The 19,118-nt window shown below is 64.9% G+C and carries 16 protein-coding genes; 14 read left to right on the forward strand and 2 right to left on the reverse strand.

Translation table 11 applies throughout. The features are described from left to right. Positions 1-81 precede the first annotated feature (81 nt). From ACQ4W4_RS13235 to ACQ4W4_RS13245, 3 genes are read left to right on the forward strand one after another with little or no spacing between them, the layout of a single operon-like run. Positions 82-1,566, forward strand: coding sequence for an NCS1 family nucleobase:cation symporter-1 (locus tag ACQ4W4_RS13235; protein ID WP_436542392.1), 1,485 nt, complete (start codon positions 82-84; stop codon positions 1,564-1,566). A 21-nt stretch (positions 1,567-1,587) separates the two neighbouring features. Continuing rightward, positions 1,588-2,979: a dihydropyrimidinase gene (gene hydA / locus ACQ4W4_RS13240; protein WP_436542393.1), complete on the forward strand. Its 1,392-nt coding sequence runs from the start codon at positions 1,588-1,590 to the stop codon at positions 2,977-2,979. A gap of 10 nt (positions 2,980-2,989) precedes the next feature. Further along, positions 2,990-4,225: a Zn-dependent hydrolase gene (locus ACQ4W4_RS13245; protein ID WP_436542394.1), complete on the forward strand. Its 1,236-nt coding sequence runs from the start codon at positions 2,990-2,992 to the stop codon at positions 4,223-4,225. Positions 4,226-4,227: 2 nt separating this feature from the next. Here the strand turns inward: ACQ4W4_RS13245 and ACQ4W4_RS13250 are convergent, their stop codons facing one another. Further along, positions 4,228-5,982, reverse strand: coding sequence for an allantoate amidohydrolase (locus ACQ4W4_RS13250; protein WP_436542395.1), 1,755 nt, complete (start codon positions 5,980-5,982; stop codon positions 4,228-4,230). Positions 5,983-6,055: 73 nt separating this feature from the next. After that, positions 6,056-6,994 (reverse strand): LysR family transcriptional regulator, encoded by a 939-nt coding sequence (locus ACQ4W4_RS13255; RefSeq protein ID WP_034754583.1) that lies wholly within the window; start codon positions 6,992-6,994, stop codon positions 6,056-6,058. Between the two features lie 131 nt (positions 6,995-7,125). On the opposite strand from ACQ4W4_RS13255, the gene ACQ4W4_RS13260 reads away from it, so the two are divergent. From ACQ4W4_RS13260 to ACQ4W4_RS13310, 11 genes are all read left to right on the forward strand, one after another. Then, positions 7,126-8,358 (forward strand): urate hydroxylase PuuD, encoded by a 1,233-nt coding sequence (locus ACQ4W4_RS13260; RefSeq protein WP_436542396.1) that lies wholly within the window; start codon positions 7,126-7,128, stop codon positions 8,356-8,358. Then, positions 8,355-9,590 (forward strand): M20/M25/M40 family metallo-hydrolase, encoded by a 1,236-nt coding sequence (locus tag ACQ4W4_RS13265; protein ID WP_436542397.1) that lies wholly within the window; start codon positions 8,355-8,357, stop codon positions 9,588-9,590. Before ACQ4W4_RS13260 ends, ACQ4W4_RS13265 begins: the two co-directional genes overlap by 4 nt. Before the next feature lie 69 nt (positions 9,591-9,659). Next, positions 9,660-10,577: a LysR family transcriptional regulator gene (locus tag ACQ4W4_RS13270; protein ID WP_436542398.1), complete on the forward strand. Its 918-nt coding sequence runs from the start codon at positions 9,660-9,662 to the stop codon at positions 10,575-10,577. Between the two features lie 214 nt (positions 10,578-10,791). Continuing rightward, entirely contained in the window at positions 10,792-11,466 is a 675-nt protein-coding gene (locus ACQ4W4_RS13275; RefSeq protein ID WP_436542399.1) for a hypothetical protein, read from the forward strand. Between the two features lie 108 nt (positions 11,467-11,574). Next, positions 11,575-12,900, forward strand: coding sequence for an MFS transporter (locus ACQ4W4_RS13280; protein ID WP_436542400.1), 1,326 nt, complete (start codon positions 11,575-11,577; stop codon positions 12,898-12,900). A gap of 8 nt (positions 12,901-12,908) precedes the next feature. Further along, a complete protein-coding gene (locus tag ACQ4W4_RS13285; RefSeq protein ID WP_436542401.1) occupies positions 12,909-13,586 on the forward strand; it encodes a DUF2848 domain-containing protein in 678 nt (225 codons plus the stop codon). A gap of 4 nt (positions 13,587-13,590) precedes the next feature. Continuing rightward, complete coding sequence (locus ACQ4W4_RS13290) at positions 13,591-14,949, forward strand: amidase (protein WP_436542402.1); 1,359 nt, start codon at positions 13,591-13,593, stop codon at positions 14,947-14,949. A 128-nt stretch (positions 14,950-15,077) separates the two neighbouring features. Beyond that, positions 15,078-16,385: a paraquat-inducible protein A gene (locus ACQ4W4_RS13295; protein WP_436542403.1), complete on the forward strand. Its 1,308-nt coding sequence runs from the start codon at positions 15,078-15,080 to the stop codon at positions 16,383-16,385. Further along, positions 16,378-18,009, forward strand: coding sequence for a PqiB family protein (locus ACQ4W4_RS13300; RefSeq protein ID WP_436542404.1), 1,632 nt, complete (start codon positions 16,378-16,380; stop codon positions 18,007-18,009). Before ACQ4W4_RS13295 ends, ACQ4W4_RS13300 begins: the two co-directional genes overlap by 8 nt. Positions 18,010-18,032: 23 nt before the next feature. After that, positions 18,033-18,602 (forward strand): PqiC family protein, encoded by a 570-nt coding sequence (locus ACQ4W4_RS13305; protein WP_436542405.1) that lies wholly within the window; start codon positions 18,033-18,035, stop codon positions 18,600-18,602. 47 nt (positions 18,603-18,649) lie between these two features. Next, on the forward strand, positions 18,650-19,051 hold the full coding sequence (locus ACQ4W4_RS13310) for a DUF2946 domain-containing protein (RefSeq protein ID WP_436542406.1): 402 nt from the start codon (positions 18,650-18,652) through the stop codon (positions 19,049-19,051). Positions 19,052-19,118 lie beyond the last annotated feature (67 nt).

Genomic DNA, 19,118 nt, shown 5'->3' on the forward strand with positions numbered 1-19,118 from the left:
TAAGCTAGGCTGCAGCCGTTTCCACTTTGCCGTATCCCTGGCGCCTTCGCGTGCCAGCGGTCTAACCGATGGAGCAACCCTGTGAACCACGACTATTCAGGCAACACGCAACTCTGGAATGAAGACCTGGCGCCCACCACGGCGGCGCAGCGCACCTGGCGCTGGTATCACTTTGCCGCGCTGTGGGTGGGCATGGTGATGTGCATTCCCGCCTACACCCTGTCGGCCAGTCTGATCGACAGCGGCATGTCCGGTTACCAGGCCGTGCTCACGGTATTTCTCGCCAACGCCATCGTGCTCTTGCCCATGCTGCTGATCGGCCATGCGGGCACCAAATACGGCATCCCGTATGCCGTGCTGGCGCGCGCCTCGTTCGGCACCATGGGCGCGCGCCTGCCGGCATTGATGCGCGCCATCGTCGCTTGCGGCTGGTACGGCATCCAGACCTGGTTCGGTGGGCAGATGATTTACACGCTGATGGGCGTGCTGGTAGGCCATGAGCTGGGCGGCGAGAAGATCGCGGGCCTGGGCATCAACGGCAGCCAGCTGCTGTGCTTCCTGGCCTTCTGGGCCATCCAGTTCTATTACATCCTGCATGGCATGGAGTCGATCCGCAAGCTGGAAACCTATACGGCGCCGCTGAAAATCCTGATCTGCTTCGTGCTGCTGTACTGGGTGCACAGCAAGGCAGGCGGCGTGGCCAGCCTGCTGGACCAGCCATCGCAATTCATCCCCGGCGGTAAAAAGGCGGGCCAGTTCTGGAGCGTCTTCTGGCCATCGCTCACCGCCATGGTGGGTTTCTGGGCCACGCTGGCCTTGAACATTCCCGACTTCACGCGCTTCGCCAAGACGCAGCGCGAGCAGGTGATCGGCCAGTCGATCGGTTTGCCGGTACCGATGGGATTGCTGGCCATGCTGGCCGTGATCGTCACGGCAGGCTCCGTCGTCATGTACGGCAAGGCCATCTGGGACCCCGTCGACCTGGCCAGCCGCATGACGGGCGCCGCCGTGCTGATCGCCCTGATCATCCTCTTGATCGACACGGTCAGCGTCAACCTAGCGGCCAACCTGGTGGGGCCGGCCTATGACTTTTCCTCGCTGGCGCCAAAGCAGATTTCATACAAGATGGGCGGCTACATCACGGCCTTCATCGCCATCGTCATGATGCCGTGGAAGGTGCTCGAGTCGACGCAGGGCTATATCTTCACGTGGCTGATTGGCTACTCGGCCCTGCTGGGGCCCATCGCCGGCATCCTCATCGTTGACTATTATTTCGTGCGCAAGACGCAGCTCGACGTCAGGCAGCTGTACCGCGACGACGGCGTCTACTCGTATGGCAATGGCTGGAACATGGCGGCGCTGATCGCCTTCGTCATTGCCGTGCTGCCGAATATCCCGGGCTTTTTGAACGCGGCCTTTCCCACAGCGTTTCCGGGTGTGGGCGAAGGCTTCAAAACCATCTACACCTACGCGTGGTTCGTGGGCGTGGCCATCGCCGCAGTCGTCTACGGCGTCACGATGAAGGGCAAGGTAGCTGCACTCGTACAGCAGGCGCCCCAGTCCTGATCTTTTCGAGAAGGAGACAAGATGACTACACTGATACGTGGCGGTACCGTCGTCAACGCCGACCGCGCGTTTCGCGCCGATGTGCTGATCGAGGGCGACACCATCGCCGCCGTCGGCGAGAACCTGGCGCCGCCGGCCGGCGCCACCGTGATTGACGCGGGCGGCCTGTACGTGATGCCGGGCGGGATAGATACGCACACGCACATGAATTTGCCCTTCATGGGCACCGTGACGTCCGACGATTTTTTCACGGGCACGGCGGCGGGACTGGCCGGCGGCACCACCACCATCATGGACTTCGTCATTCCCGCGCCGAAGCAGTCGCTGATCGAAGCGTATCAGCAGTGGCGCGAGTGGTCGGCCAAGGCCGCCGGCGACTATACCTTTCACGTGGCGATCACCTGGTGGAGCGAGCAGGTACATGCAGAGATGGGCGTGCTGGTGCGCGAGCATGGCGTGAACAGCTTCAAGCACTTCATGGCCTATAAAAACGCCATCATGGCCGACGATGAAACCTTGGTGAAAAGCTTTACCCGCTCGCTGGAGCTGGGTGCGCTGCCCACCGTGCATGCGGAAAACGGCGAGCTGGTTTTCCAGTTGCAGCAAGCCTTGCTGAAGAAGGGGATTACCGGGCCGCAGGCGCACCCGCTGTCGCGCCCGCCGGCCGTGGAAGCGGAGGCGGCCAACCGCGCCATCGCCATCGCCAACGTCTTGAATACCCCCGTGTACATCGTGCACGTCTCGTGCGCCGAGTCGCTCGACGCCATCACGCGGGCGCGCGCGAATGGCCAGCGCGTGTATGGCGAAGCGCTGGCGGGCCATCTTGTGATCGACGACAGCGTCTACCAGAGCGATGATTTTGACTATGTGGCCGGCCACGTCATGAGTCCGCCGTTTCGCGGCAAGCACCATCAGGCGGCCCTGTGGCATGGCCTACAAAGCGGCAACCTGCACACGACGGCCACCGACCACTGTACCTTCTGCGCCGAGCAGAAGGCGGCTGGCAAGAACGATTTCACGCGCATCCCGAACGGCTGCGGCGGCGTGGAGGAACGCATGGCCGTCGTCTGGGACGCGGGCGTCAATTCCGGCCTGCTGACGCCGTCCGAATTCGTCAAGGTGTCATCGACGAATGCGGCGCAGATCTTCAATATGTATCCGCGCAAGGGCGTCATCGCCGCAGGCAGCGATGCCGACATCGTGCTGTGGGACCCGCAGGGCACGCGCACCATTTCCGCCGCCACGCAGTTCGCCAGGGGAGGCTTCAATGTCTTCGAAGGGCGCACCGTGCGCGGCATTCCCCGCACCACGATTGCCGCCGGCAAGGTAGTGTTCCACGAGGGCGAACTGATGGCCGTCGAAGGGGCCGGGCGCTATGTCGAACGGCCTGCCTTTTCCGCCACCACCGCATAAGGAGTTGACGATGGATGCATTGCGTATCAATGGCGAACGATTGTGGGCGGCCCTGATGGAACTGGCGCGTATCGGCGCGACAGCGAAGGGCGGCGTCAAGCGCCTGGCCCTGACGGACCTCGACAAGGAAGGCCGCGACCTGGTGGTAGGCTGGGGCCGCGAGGCGGGCATGAGCATCACCATCGACCAGATCGGCAATGTCTTCATGCGCCGCGACGGCACGGACAATAGCTTGCCGCCCGTGATGACGGGCAGCCATATCGACACGCAACCCACGGGCGGCAAGTTCGATGGCAATTACGGCGTGCTGGCGGGCCTGGAAGTGGTGCGCACCCTGAACGATTTACAGATCAAGACGCAGGCGCCCATCGAAGTGGCCTTCTGGACCAACGAGGAAGGCTCGCGCTTCGTGCCCGTGATGATGGGGTCCGGCGTGTTTTGCGGCGCCTTCTCGCTCGAAACCGCCTACGCGGCGAAAGACACGGAAGGAAAAACGGTGGGCGAGGAGCTGGCGCGCATCGGCTACAAGGGCGATCAGGTGCCGGGCGACCATCCCATCGGCGCCTATTTTGAAACGCATATCGAACAGGGCCCCGTGCTGGAAGACGCCGATAAAGTCATCGGCGTGGTGCCGGCCGTGATGGGCCTGTCGTGGTACGACTGCGTGGTGACGGGCATGGAAGCGCATGCGGGACCGACGCCCATGGGCCTGCGCAAGGATGCGCTGCAGGTGGCCACGACCATCATGCAGGAAGTGGTGGCGATTGCGAACCGCTACCCGCCGTATGGGCGCGGCACGGTGGGCATGGTGCAGGTCTTTCCGAACAGCCGTAACGTGATCCCCGGCGAAGTCAAATTCAGCATCGACCTGCGCAACGTGAACGATGAATTGCTCAACACCATGCATGGCGAGATCACGGCCTTCATCGACGCCACGCGCGACAGGACGGGACTGGAGATCTCTCTTGAACGGGTTTCCTATTACCCGCCATGCCCGTTCCACCCCGACTGCGTGGGCGCCGTGCGCAATGCCACGGCCAAACTCGGCTACTCCGTGATGGACGTGGTGTCCGGCGCCGGCCACGACGCCATCTACGCGGCCCGGCTGGCGCCGGCCGGCATGATCTTCGTGCCGTGCAAGGACGGCATCAGCCACAACGAAATCGAAGACGCCAAGCCCGAGCACCTGGAAGCGGGCTGCAACGTGCTGTTGCACGCGATGCTGGAGCGGGCCGTGGCCGTGTAAGCTCAGGGCTTGGGCTGGAAGCTGCGCAAAAACGCCAGCAGCGCGCGCGCCGCGATGTCGGCGTCGTCGGCCGTCATGGTTTCCAGCGGATTGTGGCTGATGCCGCCATTGCCGCAGCGGGTAAACAGCATGGCCACGTCGGTGATGGCGGCCATGGCCATGGCGTCGTGGCCGGCGCCCGACAGCAGCGCATACGGTGCGATGCCCACCGATTCCACGGCCTGCGCCAGCTGCGCCATCAGCCACGGCGCGCACGGTGCGGCACGCGCCGACAGCAGCAATTCCAGCTGATAGTCGATCTGGCGCCGCGCGCAGATGGCGGCGATGCCATCCAAAATGTCGTCGACGGCAGCCTGGCGCACGGCGTCAACGGCCGCGCGGATATCGAGCGACAGGGTGCAGGCGCCGGCGATCACGTTGACGGAGCCGTTGGGCACGTGCAGCTGGCCCACTGTGCCCACCAGCGCCTCGCCCTGGCTGCAGCGCTGCTCCACCAGCAGGATGATTTCGGCCGCCGCGCTGGCCGCGTCCTTGCGCATGGTCATGGGCGTGGTGCCCGCGTGGCTGGCCACCCCGCCAAGATTGACCAGGTAGCGCGAGCTGCCCGCAATCGCCGTGACGATGCCCAGCGGCAGGTCGCGCTCGAGCAGCACGGGACCCTGCTCGATATGCACTTCCACATAACCGAGCAAGTCTTCGGGATCGCGCGCGATGGCGCCGATGGCGCTCGCCTCGTGGCCGGCGGCGGCCAGCGCGTCGCGCATGCTCACGCCGTCCGCATCGACCTGTTCCAGCAGCGAGACGTCGAATTTTCCCGTCACGGCTGTGCTGCCCAAAAACGTGCTCTTGAAGCGCACGCCTTCCTCTTCCGCGAAACCGACGACCTCGAAATGAAATGGCAGCTTTTCGCCCCGTTCATGCAGGTGGCGCACGACGGCGATCGGCAGCACGATGCCCAGCCGGCCGTCGTACTTGCCGCCGTTGCGCACCGTGTCGTAGTGCGATCCCGTCATCAGCGTCTTCGCGCCCGGCGCGTCGGACAGATAGCGGCCGACGACATTGCCGACGGCGTCGATGTGCACCTGCATGCCGGCCTCCCGCATCCAGTCGGCCAGCTGCGCGGCCGTTTTCCGGTGCGCCGGCGTCAGGTAGGCGCAGGTCAGGTTGTAATCGCTGTCGCTCCAGCCGGCCAGGGTTTCCGCATGCTGCATGATGGCGGGGCCGAAGTCCAGGCGCACGTCGAACAGATCGTTCAGGCGCAGCTCGGCGATGCGCTTGATCTGCCGCAGCGATTCGGCCAGTTCATCGGCGCGCCGGTTCTTCAGGCGGCGGGCAAACGTGGCGATGATGTCCTGGCGCGTCAAGCCTTCGCCCGTCGGGCCCTTGACGGCGAGGATGAAGGGAAAGCCGAATTTGGCGTTGTATTCGCTGTTGAGGCGCTGCAGGGTGGCGAATTCTTCGGCGCTGCACAGGTTCAGGCCCGACTTGGCCTGCTCGCGCGTCGATTCCGCCGTCAGCTGCCCGGCGATGGCGGCCTTGCCGGCCAGTTCCGGGTGGGCGCGTATCAGTCCCAGTTGCTCTTCGGGCGAGGCTTGCGCCAGCACGTGCTGCAGTTCAGTCTTGAGCGCCGTCAGGCTGGCAAACGGCCGGGCGGCGGCCGCGCGCTGGGCGATCCAGGGCGAATGTTCGTAGATGCCATGCAGGTGGGCGATAAAATCGGCCTGGCTGCCGGCGTTCAGGTCTGAAAGGGTGGTCATGGTTTTCCGATCATGCAAGCGGTGATGATAGCGCCCCGGTCCTGTCTCCATTATATGCGCGTGCTGATAGCGGCTATCGCTGCACCAGCGCCTTGGCGGCCGCGCTGACCTGGTCGCGCAGCCATTTGTGTTCGGGCGCCTGGTGCACGCGCTGGTGCCACAACTGGTAAAAGCGCATGGGCGGGAATTTCAAGGGCACGGTATACGTTTTCAGCGGCAGGGTCTTTTCATAGAAGCGCATGAATTGCCGGCCCGTGGTGAGCACCAGGTCCGTCTGCGTCAGCATGTAGGGAATCAGGCCGAAATACGCCGACTCCACCACCACGTTGCGCTGCAGGTTTTGCCGTTCGAGGAAGGAATCGATCACGCCGTGGTAGCCGGGCATCATCTGCGACGGCGCCACGTGGGGCAGGCTCAGATAGTCGTCGAGCGTCATGGCGTCGCTGGCCGTGCGGCGCGCATAGGCGTTTTCCGCATGCATGGCGCAGATGATGGGGTCTTCGAACAGCTTCGAGATGTGCAGGTGGGCGGGCGGCTCGTCCCAGTTGGCGATGACGAGGTCCAGGCCCCCGTCGGAGAGCTGGCGGATATGGTCGATGCCCGGCCCCAGGCTATGCAGCACGACGCGGCTTTTCGGCGAGCCGCGGCGCAGCAGGGCCACCACGTTGGGCAGGAACTGGCTGTCCAGGTAGTCGGGCGCGGCGATATGGAAGGTGCGCGCCTCTTCCTGCGCCACGAACGGCGTCTTCTTGACGAACAGGCTTTCCGTCTGGTCGAGGATGCGCTTGGCCGGATTGAGCAGGCTTTCGCCATGCTGGGTCGGCACCATGCCGCGCGCGCCGCGCACGAGCAGCGGGTCGCCCGTCAGTTCGCGCAGCTTGCGCAGCGAGGCGGAAATCGACGGCTGCGGCTGATTGAGCTTCAGTGCCACGCGCGAGACGTTCTTTTCCACCAACAGCAGGTAGAGGATGCGGATCAGGTGCAGGTCGAGGTGTTGCGGCAGGCTGGACATGTGGCGGCGCCTCTGTTGTATATCGATTTGAATATGTCAAATATACGATATTTTTCATGTGATGGGCGGTAAATCCGTTTATCTTGTGTAGATTGGCACGAATATTGGTTCGGTCTGACTAGAGGAAATTTATGGAAGTATTTGCCTACCTGATCCCGTACGGCCTTGAGTGGCTGAACCTGATCGTCCGCTGGCTGCACGTCATCACGGGCATCGCCTGGATCGGTGCTTCCTTTTATTTCGTCTGGCTCGACAACTCGATCCGCCCGCCCGCGCCCGGCTCCGAGCTGGCGAAGAAGGGCGTGTCGGGAGAGCTGTGGGCCGTGCATGGCGGCGGCTTCTACAACCCGCAAAAATACCTGGTGGCGCCGGCCGAACTGCCGAAGGAACTGCACTGGTTCAAGTGGGAAGCGTATTCGACCTGGCTGTCCGGCTTTGCGCTCTTGACGATTGCCTACTACTTCAATGCACAGGCCATGATGATCGACAAGGCCGTGGCCGATCTCTCCAGCGCCCAGGCCGTCGGCATCGGCATCGCCACCCTCGTCATCGGCTGGACCGTGTACGACCTGCTGTGCCGCTCGAAGCTGGCGCACTATGAACTGTGGTTCGGCGTGACGGTGTTCGCGCTGATCGTCGGCGCCGCGTACGTGCTCACGCATTTGCTCAGCGGCCGCGCCGCCTATATCCACGTGGGCGCGATGATCGGCACCATCATGGTGGCCAATGTGCTGATGCTGATCATCCCCGGCCAGCGCAAGATGGTCGAAGCCATGGCGGCCGGCAAGCTGCCCGATCCCAAGCACGGCCAGAAGGCCAAGCAGCGCAGCGTGCATAACAATTACTTTACCTTGCCGGTGCTGTTCATCATGATCAGCAACCACTACGCGATGACCTATCGGAACGATCATGCGTGGCTGGTGCTGGCGCTGATCATGCCAGCCGGGGTCTTCATCCGCCACTTCTTCAACCTGCGCCACAAGGGCCGTGTCGAGTGGCGCTACCCGGCCATCGGCGTGGCCTTGCTGGTGGCGGTGGCCGTGGCCATCGCGCCGAAAGCGCCCGTGGCCATGGCGGCCGCGCCGGCGGTGGACCCGGCCGCGCAGTTCAGGAGCGTGCACGCCATCATCGCCCAGCGCTGCGCCACCTGCCATTCGGCGCACCCCACGCAAGCGGGTTTCGCCACGGCGCCGGCCGGCATGATGCTCGATAATGAAACGCAAATCCGCCAGCACGCGGCGCAAATCTACAAGCAGGCCATCGAACTGAAAGCCATGCCGATCGGGAACCTGACCAATATGACGGAAGCCGAGCGCAGCGAACTGGGCGCCTGGCTGCAACTGACCATGCAAGGAGCAAAATGACTACGCACGCAGAAAAAATCACGGCCTGGATCGACGAGCACTTCGACGAGGAAATCGCCTTTTTACAGAAGGTGGTGCAGCAGCCGACGGATACCCCGCCCGGCAACAACGCGCCGCATGCGGAGCTGGTGGCGCAGCTGCTGCAGGCGTATGGCTGGAACGCGGAGCAGCATGCGGTGCCGGCGGACCAGGTCGAGGCGTACGGCATGCAGAGCATCACCAACCTGATCGTGCGCCGTCCGTATGCCGCGGGCGGGCCGACCGTGGCGCTGAATGCGCATGGCGACGTGGTGCCGCCCGGCGACAACTGGACGTATCCGCCGTATGGCGGGCAGATCGACGGCGGTTATATCTACGGCCGCGCGACGGCCGTCTCGAAAGGCGATTTCGCCACCTATGTATTCGCCGCGCGCGCCCTGGAAGCGCTGGGCATTCCATTAAAAGGCCAGCTGGAGCTGCATTTTACCTACGACGAGGAATTCGGCGGCTTGCTGGGGCCGGGCTGGCTGCTGGAACAGCAGCTGACAAAACCCGATTTCGTCATCGCGGCCGGTTTCAGCTACGGCATCGTCACGGCGCACAACGCCTGCCTGCAGCTGGAAATCACCGTGCACGGCAAGTCGGGCCACGGTTCCATGCCGGAGACGGGACACGACGCGCTGCAGGCGGCCAACAAGATCCTCAACGCCATCTACGGCCAGTTGCCGCAGCTGAAAAAGATCAAATCCAAAGTGGCCGGCATCGACTCGCCCACCATGCTGGTGGGGCGCATCGACGGCGGCACGAATACCAATGTGGTGCCGGGCAAGGTCGTCATGAAGATGGACCGCCGCATGATTCCGGAAGAAGACCCGGTGGCGGTGGAAGCGCAGGTGCGCGCGCTGATCGAGGACGCCGTGCGGGGCGAGCCAGGCATCCGCATCGAGATCCGCCGCCTGCTGCTGTCGCATGCGCTGCGGCCCTTGCCCGGCTCCGAGCAACTGGTCGGCAGCCTGCAAAAGAATGCGCAAGCGATCCTCGGCGAGACGATACCCGCCGTCGGCACGCCCCTGTATGCGGATGCGCGCCTGTATGGCGAGCGGGGCATCCCGGCCGTGCTGTATGGCGCCGGCCCGCGCACGGTGCCCGAATCGAACGCGAAGAAGGCCGACGAGCGCCTGGCGCTCGACGATCTGCGCAAGGCCAGCAAGATCGTGGCCCTGACCCTGCTCGACTTCCTGGGACAGAAATAGGGCAGGAAATAAGGCAAGGCAGTTTGGCTTACAATGGGCCGACCACACTTTAGGTGAAGAAGAGCTCCATTGAATACCCGTTTTCTCGAAGCGTTTGTCTGGGCCGCGCGGCTGGGCAGCTTTCGCACGGCGGCCGACAAGCTGCACATCACGCAAGCCGCCATTTCGAACCGCATCGCCTCGCTGGAGCAGGATTTCGGCACGCGCCTGTTCGATCGCGACGCGCGTGAAATCCGCCTGACCTTCGCCGGGCGCAACCTGCTCGGGTACGCCGAGCGCATGCTGGAGCTGTGCCGCGACATGTATGCGGCCAATTCCTCGCCCGCGCAGATCACGGGTGAGGTGCGCATCGGCGTCATCGAAACCATCGTGCATACCTGGCTGATCCCGTTCCTGCAGCGGGTGCAGGAACGCTATCCGGGCATCGAGATTCAATTGACGTCGGAATCGACGCGCCGCCTGCACGAACAGCTGCAGCAGGGCGAGCTCGATATCGCGCTGCAGACGGACATGCTGACGGGCGACCATATCCGCAGCACGGGCAGCGGCGCCATCGCCATGGGCTGGGCCGGCAGGGCCGCCGACTGGCCCGCTACGGGCGCGCCGTTCACGGTGGCGCAACTGGCGCAGCATCCGATCATCACCATGAACCGGGGATCGCAGCCGCATTCCGCCTTGAAGGCGCTGTGCCAGGACGAGGGCGTGCAGCTTGGCCGCGTGCACTGCGTCAGTTCGATTTCCGCCATCGTGCGTCTGGTCAAGGCGGGCTTCGGCATCGCCGTGCTGCCGCTGGCGCCCCTGCGCGAGGAAATCGAACAAGGCAATATCGCGCTGATTCCCTGCACCAGCACCCTGGCGCCGCAACGCATCGTCATCAGCTACAGCGAAGACATCACCACGGAAGCGATTCAGCTGGTGGCCATGCTGGCGTGCGAGGAGGCGGCCAGGTTCACCTTGGCGCTGGGCGAGGAATATGGCGCCGGGTGATGTCGGCTTACGCTGGCGCTAAGCCGACCGACGATGCCGTGGTGGAGGTGAGTCGCGTAGGTCGGATGAGCGCCCAGGCGCGTAATCCGACAACATTGTTGGCTCCACCCACAAGAAAAACTTATCAGTCGCGTTCAGAATAACCCGTTTGCCAAGTGATGGCGCGCCACCTATTCTGGGTTGGCACTCCACTTACAACGCAAACGGAACCCTCATGACGACGTCCACCACCACCTTGCCCGGCATCCTGTTCGTCTGGACCAGCGCCGACCCGGAACATGAACGCGATTTCAACCGCTGGTACGACCGCGAGCACGTGGAAGAGCGCGTGCGCATTCCCGGCTTCGTCAGCGGCACGCGCTACCAGAGCGTGCGCGGTCCCCGCAAATACCTGGGCCTGTACCGCACCGTGTCGCTCGCCGCCTTCCAGACAGCCGACTACTTCAAGGCCTTCGGCCAGCAGACCCCATGGTCGCTGACGAATCTGCAGCGCATGGTGGACCCGATGCGCAGAGTCTGCGCCATCGAGGCAGAAACGGGCATGGGCACGGGTGCCTGGCTGGCCGTGCTGCGCCTGGGGGCGCCGGCCATCGGCCAGGATGCGCAAGCGGTGGCCGCCATGACGAAGCTGGGGGCGACATTGCTGCAGATCGACGGCGTCATTGCCACGCGCTTGCTCACTCCCGACGTCAATTTGTCCGGCCCCCTGCCGGCCGAGCAGAAGGAAGGGCGCGTGCTCGATCCGATTTTCCTGATCGACGCGTCCTCGGAACGTGCCGCCATGGCCGCCGCCGATGCCGCCAGCGCGGCGCTTGGGCTGGACGGGGAGCAGGCGGCCATCCTGCAGCTGTCCTGGCAACTGCGCGAAGCCGACCTGCACGCCGCCTGACGCGGTCACGCGCATCTTGCCGGCACTGATAACACGAGACACGGGCCACGGCGCAGGGCAAAGCATCCTGCGGCGGACCTGCAATAAAACTGACGAGAGAGGTAGGCAATGACCACATATACAACGGCAAGCGCAGCGCATCCGGCGGCCCAGGCACCGGGTGACAAGTCAAAAACGGGCCGCCTGGCCACGGCCAGCATGGTCGGCACCACCCTGGAGTGGTATGACTTCACTGTCTACAACACCATGGCCGCGCTGATCTTCAATCACCTGTTCTTTCCCTCGTTCGATCCGCTGACGGGCACCATCCTGGCCTTTTCCACGTATGCCGTCGGCTATATCTCGCGCCCCATCGGCGGCGTGATCTTCGGCCACCTGGGCGACAAGCTGGGGCGCCGCTGGGTGCTGGTCGTGACCCTGATGCTGATGGGCGTGACGACGGGCCTGATGGGTCTCCTGCCCACGTACGCGACGGCCGGCATCTGGAGCCCGGTCCTGCTGGTGGCGCTGCGCTTCGTGCAGGGCATCGCTTTGGGCGGCGAATGGGCCGGTGCCGTACTGATCTCCGTCGAACACGGCGCGCCGGACAAGCGCGGCCGCAACGCTTCGTGGACGCAGGTGGGGCCGTCGTTCGGCACCTTGCTGGCGACCGGCTGCATCGGCCTGATCACCTATCTGCTGCCGCATGAAGCGTTCATGGACTGGGGCTGGCGCATGCCGTTCATCGCCAGCCTGCTGCTGGTGGCCTTCGGCATGTGGATACGCAGCGGCATCGAGGAAACACCGCTGTTCAAGGAACTCGACCAGCAGGACGCGAAGGCGGAAGCGCCGGTCGGCGACGTGCTGCGCCTTTACTGGCGCCGTCTGCTGATCGCCGGCGGCGTGCGCATCGGCTCGGACGTGCTGTATGCGCTGGTGGTGGTGTTCACCCTGACGTATGTGACCACCGTGCTGCACCTGTCGTCGACCCTGGCGCTCACCGCCATCATGATCGGCACGGCTTGCAATGCGCTGTCGGTACCGCTCTTTGGCGCCCTGTCGGACAAGATCGGCCGCCGCCCCGTGTATGCGCTGGGCGCCATCCTGGGCCTCGTGTGGGCATTCGCCTTCTTCACCCTGCTCGACGCGGCCAGTCCGGCGGCCATCGTCACGGCCGTCGTCGTGGGCCTGGTCATCCACGCCATCATGTATGGCCCGCAGGCCGCCTTCGTCATCGAGCAATTCCCCACCAAGGTGCGCTATGCGGGGTCTTCGCTGGCCTACACCCTGGCCGGTGTCATCGGCGGCGGCTTTGCGCCCCTCGTCATCGCCAGCCTGTATCGCTCGTACAACAGCACCATGGCCGTCTCGCTGTATGTGGCGGCGGCCTTGCTGATCACCGGCGCAGCCGTGTTTGCGGCGCGCGAAACGGGCCGCGGCCCCCTCGAAGAATAAGGAAGATCATGACTACCCACACCTTCAACCTGGCCGGCCACGGCCCCGTCACCTTCGACATCGACCAGTTGATCATCGCCGGCTGGACGGGCCGCGACATGGCGATGGTCGAACACCATATCGCCGAACTGGAAGCCATCGGCGTGGCGCGCCCGAAAAGCGTGCCGACGTTTTACCGCGTGGCGGCATCGCTGCTGTCGAGCGACGCGGCCATCGAAGTGCCGGGCCGCGACTCCTCTGGCGAAGCCGAATTCGTGCTGTTCTCCACGGAATACGGCCTGCTGGTGGGGATCGGCTCCGACCATACGGACCGCAAGGTGGAAAGCTATGGCGTGACGGTGTCCAAGCAGATGTGCGGCAAACCCGTGGGCGATACCCTGTGGCCTTATGCCGACGTGGCCGGCCACTGGGACCAGCTGCAGATGCGCTCCTGGCGCGAACGGGCCGGCGTGCCGGCCCTGTACCAGGAAGGCCCCGTGACGCGCATGCTGTCGCCGGAAGACCTGATCTTGCGCTACACGGGGCAGGCGACCCTGCCCGTGGGCAGCGCCATGTTCTGCGGCACGCAGCCCATCATCGGCGAAATGGGCCATGGCGACGCGTTCGCGCTGGAGCTGTATGATCCAGCCTTGCAGCGCCGCCTGCAGCACCGCTATGCCGTGCAAACCCTGCCCGTGGAAGGATAAGAGCATGACCCAGTTGACCAAGACCATCCGCGACCTGGCGGCCGACCTGGCCGCCGGCCGCATCACCAGCGTGGCATTGACGGAGCAGATGCTGGCGCGCGCCGAGGCGCACCGGGCGCAGGGCGGCCATGCGTATGTCAGCCTCGATGGCGAACAGGCCCTGGCCGAGGCCCGCGCCAGCGATGCGGCGCGGACGGCCGGCTGGGTGCCTTCGCCGCTGGCCGGCGTGCCCATCTCGATCAAGGACCTGTTCGACGTCAATGGGCAGGTCAGCAGCGCCGCCTCGCTGGCGCTGGCCGGCGCGCCGCCCGCCGTTGTGGATGCAGGTGCCGTGGCGCGCCTGCGCGCGGCCGGCGCCATCCTGCTGGGGCGCACCAACATGAGCGAATTCGCGTTTTCCGGCCTGGGCTTGAATCCCCATTACGGCACGCCGCGCCATCCGCACGACGGCGCGCGCGTGGCGGGCGGCTCCACCTCGGGCGGCGCCGTGACGGTGGCGCTGGACATGGCGGCCGGCGCGCTGGGCACGGACACGGGCGGCTCGATCCGCATCCCATCCGCCTTTTGCGGCTTGACGGGCTTCAAGCCGACGGCGGCCTCCGTTTCGCTTGAAGGCACGGTACCGCTGTCGCGTTCCCTCGATTCGGCCGGCCCCATCGCCCACAGCGTCGACTGCTGCGCCATCCTGTACGCGGCCCTGTCGGGCAAGGAGATCGCCGACGGCGCACCGGCATTGAAGGGCTTGCGTCTTGGCTTTACCCTGGACTACGTCGGGGCCAATGTCGAGCCGCAGGTGCGGCAGGCTTTCGACGCCGCGCTGGGCAAGCTGCGGCTAGCTGGCGCTCAAGTCGAACAGTTCGATTTCCCCGAATTGCTGGAGCTGCCAGGTATCAATGGCGGCGGCGGCCTGGTGGCGGCGGAAGCGTGGCACTGGCACAGGGTGCTGCTTGAAGAGAAGGGTGCGCAGTACGACCAGCGCGTGGCGGCGCGCATCCGCCGCGGCCAGCAGCAGGGGGCGGCCGACTACATCGACCTGCTCGATGCGCGCGCGCGCCTGATCGCCATCGCCAAGCAGCGCCTGGCGCCGTTCGACGCCTGGCTGATGCCCAGCGTGGCCATTCTGGCGCCGCAGCTCGCGCCGCTGGAAGCGGACGACGCCACTTTTTTTGCCACGAACGGCCTGGTGCTGCGCAACGCCAGCGTCATCAACTTTCTCGACGGCTGTGCGCTGTCGCTGCCTTGCCATACCGACGGCGAGCTGCCAGTGGGGCTGGGCATCTGCGGCCTGGCGGGCGCGGACGATCAAGTGCTGCAAATCGGCCGCGCCGTGGAGGCGTTGTTGCGGGGGCGTGAAAAAGAATAGTGCTGTAGTGCAGGAAAATGCCAATTCTGTCATGATGGCTGGCATTGACATGGGATAGTCGCGCTGCGGGCGCCGGCAAACTTCACACTGTGCACCGATACGACCTGATTAGCTGTCATGACTGCGGCGTGCTGTACCGCAAACGTCCGCTGCGTCCCCGCGAAAAGGCGCGCTGCATCCGTTGCCGCTCGGTGCTGTACCGGGGCGCGCCAGGCCGGGGCGCGCATGCGCGGGGCGCATCGGCCGAATTGAGCAAGGTGGTGGCGCTCACCCTGGGCGCCGCCTTCGTCTTCCTGATCGCCCAGTTTTTTCCCATCGTCGAACTCGACGTCAATGGCCTCACTTCCAGCGCCACCTTGCTCGGCTCCATCCGCGTGCTGTGGTACGAGCAGATGCATATCGTGGCGACGATGGTCTTCCTGTTTACGATCCTCTTTCCCGCCATCGAACTCGGTTCGCTGCTGTATGTGGCGCTGGGCTTGCGCGGCGGCGTCAAGGTGCCGGGCTTCAACCGCGTGCTGCGCGCCGTGCAGACGGCGCGCGAATGGGGCATGACGGAGGTGCTGATGATCGGCATCCTGATCACCGTCGTGAAGATGACCAGCCTGGCCACGGTGCTGCCGCAACCGGGCTTGTTCGCGTTTGGCGCGCTGACCCTGATGCTGGCCATCGTCGTCTCGTTCGACCCCAAGGCCCTGTGGAATCTGGGCGACGACCTGACCCGCCAGGCGCTGCCCGGCATCCGCTACAAGGCCTTCGCGCCGGGCGCGAAGATCGTTCCCTGCCATGCCTGCGGCCTGGTGGCGCCGCCTGCGGGCAAGGGCAGGCACCTGGCGTGCGTGCGCTGCGGCACGGCCCTGCACGTGCGCAAGCCGGACAGCATCAACCGCACCTGGGCCTTGCTGATCGCCGCCATGATCCTCTACATTCCCGCCAACCTGCTGCCCGTGATGGTGACGCAGTCGCTGTTCGGCGCGCAGGACGACACCATCATGAGCGGCGTGGTGCTGTTCTGGACCAGCGGCTCGAAGGGCCTGGCCATCATCATTTTCATCGCCAGCGTGGTCGTGCCGATGTTGAAGCTGGGCGTGCTGGCGCTGCTGGCGTTTACGGCGCAGCGGCGTTCGCGCTGGCGGCCGCGCCAGCGCACCATCTTGTACCGCATGGTCGAATTCATCGGCCGCTGGTCCATGCTCGACATCTTTGTCGTCACCCTGACGGTGGCGCTGGTGCGCTTCAAGTCGCTGGCCGTGATCACGGCCGGTCCCGGCGCGCTGGCCTTCGGCGCCGTGGTGGTGCTGACCATGCTGGCGGCGATGCAGTTCGACCCGCGCCTGATCTGGGACCCCGTTGATGGCCAGGTGCCTGGCGAGGAAGAACCCGTGGTGGTGGCAAATACCGGAAACAATACAGTGATTGGAGAACAGCATGTCTGACAACGAAGCGGGCGGCCTTGCCGAAACGGGTGGCCGTCCATTGCCGGAACCCGATGTGGAGCAGGGCAGCCGCTGGCTGCCGTCGCTGGTATGGCTCATTCCGCTGCTGGCCGCGCTGATCGGCGCCGGCCTGGCCGCCAAGTCCATCCTCGACCAGGGGCCCACGGTGACGGTCAGCTTCAAGAGCGCCGAAGGCCTGGAGCCGGGCAAGACCAAGGTCAAATACAAGGATGTCGAGATCGGCCAAGTGCGCGCCATCACCCTGGGCGACGACTTGAGCAAGGTACTCGTGACGATCGACATGAGCAAGGAAGCGCGCCGCTTCGCCACCGCCGATTCGCGCTTCTGGGTGGTGCGCCCGCAGATCGGCGCCAGCGGCGTGACGGGGCTGGGCACCTTGCTGTCGGGCGCCTATATCGGCGTCGACACGGGCAAGTCGGAGGCCAAGAAGGACAATTTCGTCGGCATGGAGAGTCCGCCTGCCGTGGCAGGGGACCAGAAGGGCAAGCTGTACACCCTGCATGCGGACAGCCTCGGTTCCGTCGACGTGGGTTCGCCCCTGTTCTTCCACCGTCTGCGCGTGGGCAAGGTGGTCAGCTTCGCGCTGGACAAGGATGGCAACGGCATCACCATGTCGGTCTTCGTGAACGCGCCGTACGACCAGTTCGTCGGCAAGAATGCGCGCTGGTGGCACGCCAGCGGCGTCGACGTGCGCCTCGATTCGAACGGCTTCAAATTGAATACGCAATCGCTGGCCGCCATGCTGGTGGGCGGCATCGCCTTTGAGGCGGAAAACGGCCGCAGGCCCGAAGAACCGGCGCCGGCCAATGCCAATTTCCGCCTGGCGGCCGACGAGGCCAGCGCTATGCGCGAGCCCGATGGTGAAGCCATTACGACCGTATTCTATTTCGACCAGTCCCTGCGCGGCTTGCAGCCTGGCGCCACGGTCGATTTCCGCGGCATCGTGCTGGGCGAGGTGCGTTCTGTCGGGATCGAGTTCGATCCCGTGAAGAAGAACTTCCGCATGCCCGTCACCGTCAACCTGTACCCGGCCCGCCTGGGCATGCGCTTCAAGGCTGCCGTCGACGATGAGGAAGGTTCGGCCGGCCACCAGCTGCTCGAACGCATGGTCAGCCGCGGCTTGCGCGCGCAGCTACGCACGGGCAACCTGCTGACCAGCCAGCTGTACATCGCGCTCGACTTCTTCCCGAAAGCGCCGAAGGTGGCGCTGGACCTGAACAAATATCCGCTGGAAGTGCCGACTGTGCCCAATACCCTCGATGAACTGCAGACGCAGATCGCCAGCATCGCCCGCAAGCTCGATCAGGTGCCGTACGCGGAGATCGGCAACAACCTGAACGCCACCATCAAGCAGGCCAATACCCTGTTCAAGCAGCTCGATGGCCAGGTGGTGCCGGAAATGCGCGATACCCTGACGGCGGCGAAACAGACCTTCGGCACGGCCGAACAGGTGCTGCAAAAAGATTCGCCGCTGCAGTCGGACGTGCGCCAGGCCTTGCAGCAGCTGACGCAAACCCTGCAATCGCTCAATGCCCTGTCGGATTACCTGGAACGTCACCCCGAATCCCTGATCCGCGGTAAAAAAGGAGATGAGAAAAAATGAAGCAGCCAATTTTTGCGCTTTTGATGACAGCCATCCTGCTGGGCGCCTGCTCCACGCCCCAGCCCGAGCATTTCTATACGCTCAGCGGCGGCCCCGACGCGCAGCCGGCCAAGCCTGTGAAATACTATGTCGAGGTGCTGGCCGTCAGCGTGCCGCAGCAGGTGAGCCGCAACCAGTTTGTCGTGACGGCGCCATCGGGCCGTATCGAATTGCTGGAGCAGCAGCGCTGGGCGGGGCCGCTGGCCGGCGAGATCGGCCAGGCCCTGTCGACGGCCGTGACGAACGACCTGGGCGCCATCGACGTGTTCCGCACGCCGCATCCCGATAACCTGCCCGTGTACCGCATCAGCACCAATGTGCAGCGCTTCGAGTCCGTGATGGGCCAGTATGCGCTGATCGACGCTGTGTGGAGCGTGCGCCAGCTGGCCAGCAGCAAGGTGGTCACTTGCCGCACGATCGCCAACGAAAAGGTGGGCGCCGGCTATGATGAGCTGGTGCTCGGTCACCGCCGCGCCGTGAACCGCATCGCCGCCGATGCGGCCAGCGTGGTGCGTGCTTTTGACAACGGCAGCGCCGCCTGCCCGGCGGCCTGAGCCGCTTTCCGCTACCCAGTCCCGGCGGCCGCTGGTAAAATGCGGCCATGGGAATGACCTTGTTCACGCGCCGCTTTGCCGCCTGGATCGCCTGTTTCGCGATTCTGCTGGCGGCGCTCGCGCCATCGATTTCCCAGGCCGTCGCCAACGCCAAGCAGGAGTCGGGCTCCGGCTGGGCGGAAATCTGCTCGGTCGCCGGCATACGCTTCGTCCAGGTCGATGATGACGGCGCCGCCGACGGCAAGTCTGGCGGCAAGGCCATGCAGATGGAGCACTGCGCCTTCTGTTCCACGCATGCGGGCTCCGTCGGGCTGCCGCCCGCCAGCCCCGTGCTGCCGCTGCTTGTGGCCAGCGGCACGGCCATCTTCCCGGCCCTGTACTACCGGTCTCCCGCACCGCTGTTCATCTGGTCCGCCGCGCAGTCGCGCGCGCCGCCAAACCTCGTCTAAGTTTTTTTTTGCTTTTTCAATGCTGGCGCTGTCCACCTCGCGGTGTGACGCGCCGCATCCGCACACT

The sequence above is a fragment of the Janthinobacterium glycogeni genome, from assembly GCF_051380725.1.
In the GTDB taxonomy this organism is placed as follows: Bacteria; Pseudomonadota; Gammaproteobacteria; order Burkholderiales; family Burkholderiaceae_D; genus Janthinobacterium.

Excerpts from the sequence above, each read along its gene's own strand:
- ACQ4W4_RS13300 (WP_436542404.1), top strand. The coding sequence starts at position 16,378 with ATGTCTGACAACGAAGCGGGCGGCCTTGCCGAAACGGGTGGCCGTCCA.
- ACQ4W4_RS13260 (WP_436542396.1), top strand. The coding sequence starts at position 7,126 with ATGGAAGTATTTGCCTACCTGATCCCGTACGGCCTTGAGTGGCTGAAC.
- ACQ4W4_RS13250 (WP_436542395.1), bottom strand. The coding sequence starts at position 5,982 with ATGACCACCCTTTCAGACCTGAACGCCGGCAGCCAGGCCGATTTTATC.
- ACQ4W4_RS13275 (WP_436542399.1), top strand. The coding sequence starts at position 10,792 with ATGACGACGTCCACCACCACCTTGCCCGGCATCCTGTTCGTCTGGACC.
- ACQ4W4_RS13285 (WP_436542401.1), top strand. The coding sequence starts at position 12,909 with ATGACTACCCACACCTTCAACCTGGCCGGCCACGGCCCCGTCACCTTC.
- ACQ4W4_RS13255 (WP_034754583.1), bottom strand. The coding sequence starts at position 6,994 with ATGTCCAGCCTGCCGCAACACCTCGACCTGCACCTGATCCGCATCCTC.
- ACQ4W4_RS13280 (WP_436542400.1), top strand. The coding sequence starts at position 11,575 with ATGACCACATATACAACGGCAAGCGCAGCGCATCCGGCGGCCCAGGCA.
- ACQ4W4_RS13310 (WP_436542406.1), top strand. The coding sequence starts at position 18,650 with ATGGGAATGACCTTGTTCACGCGCCGCTTTGCCGCCTGGATCGCCTGT.
- ACQ4W4_RS13305 (WP_436542405.1), top strand. The coding sequence starts at position 18,033 with ATGACAGCCATCCTGCTGGGCGCCTGCTCCACGCCCCAGCCCGAGCAT.
- ACQ4W4_RS13265 (WP_436542397.1), top strand. The coding sequence starts at position 8,355 with ATGACTACGCACGCAGAAAAAATCACGGCCTGGATCGACGAGCACTTC.
- ACQ4W4_RS13245 (WP_436542394.1), top strand. The coding sequence starts at position 2,990 with ATGGATGCATTGCGTATCAATGGCGAACGATTGTGGGCGGCCCTGATG.
- hydA (WP_436542393.1), top strand. The coding sequence starts at position 1,588 with ATGACTACACTGATACGTGGCGGTACCGTCGTCAACGCCGACCGCGCG.
- ACQ4W4_RS13290 (WP_436542402.1), top strand. The coding sequence starts at position 13,591 with ATGACCCAGTTGACCAAGACCATCCGCGACCTGGCGGCCGACCTGGCC.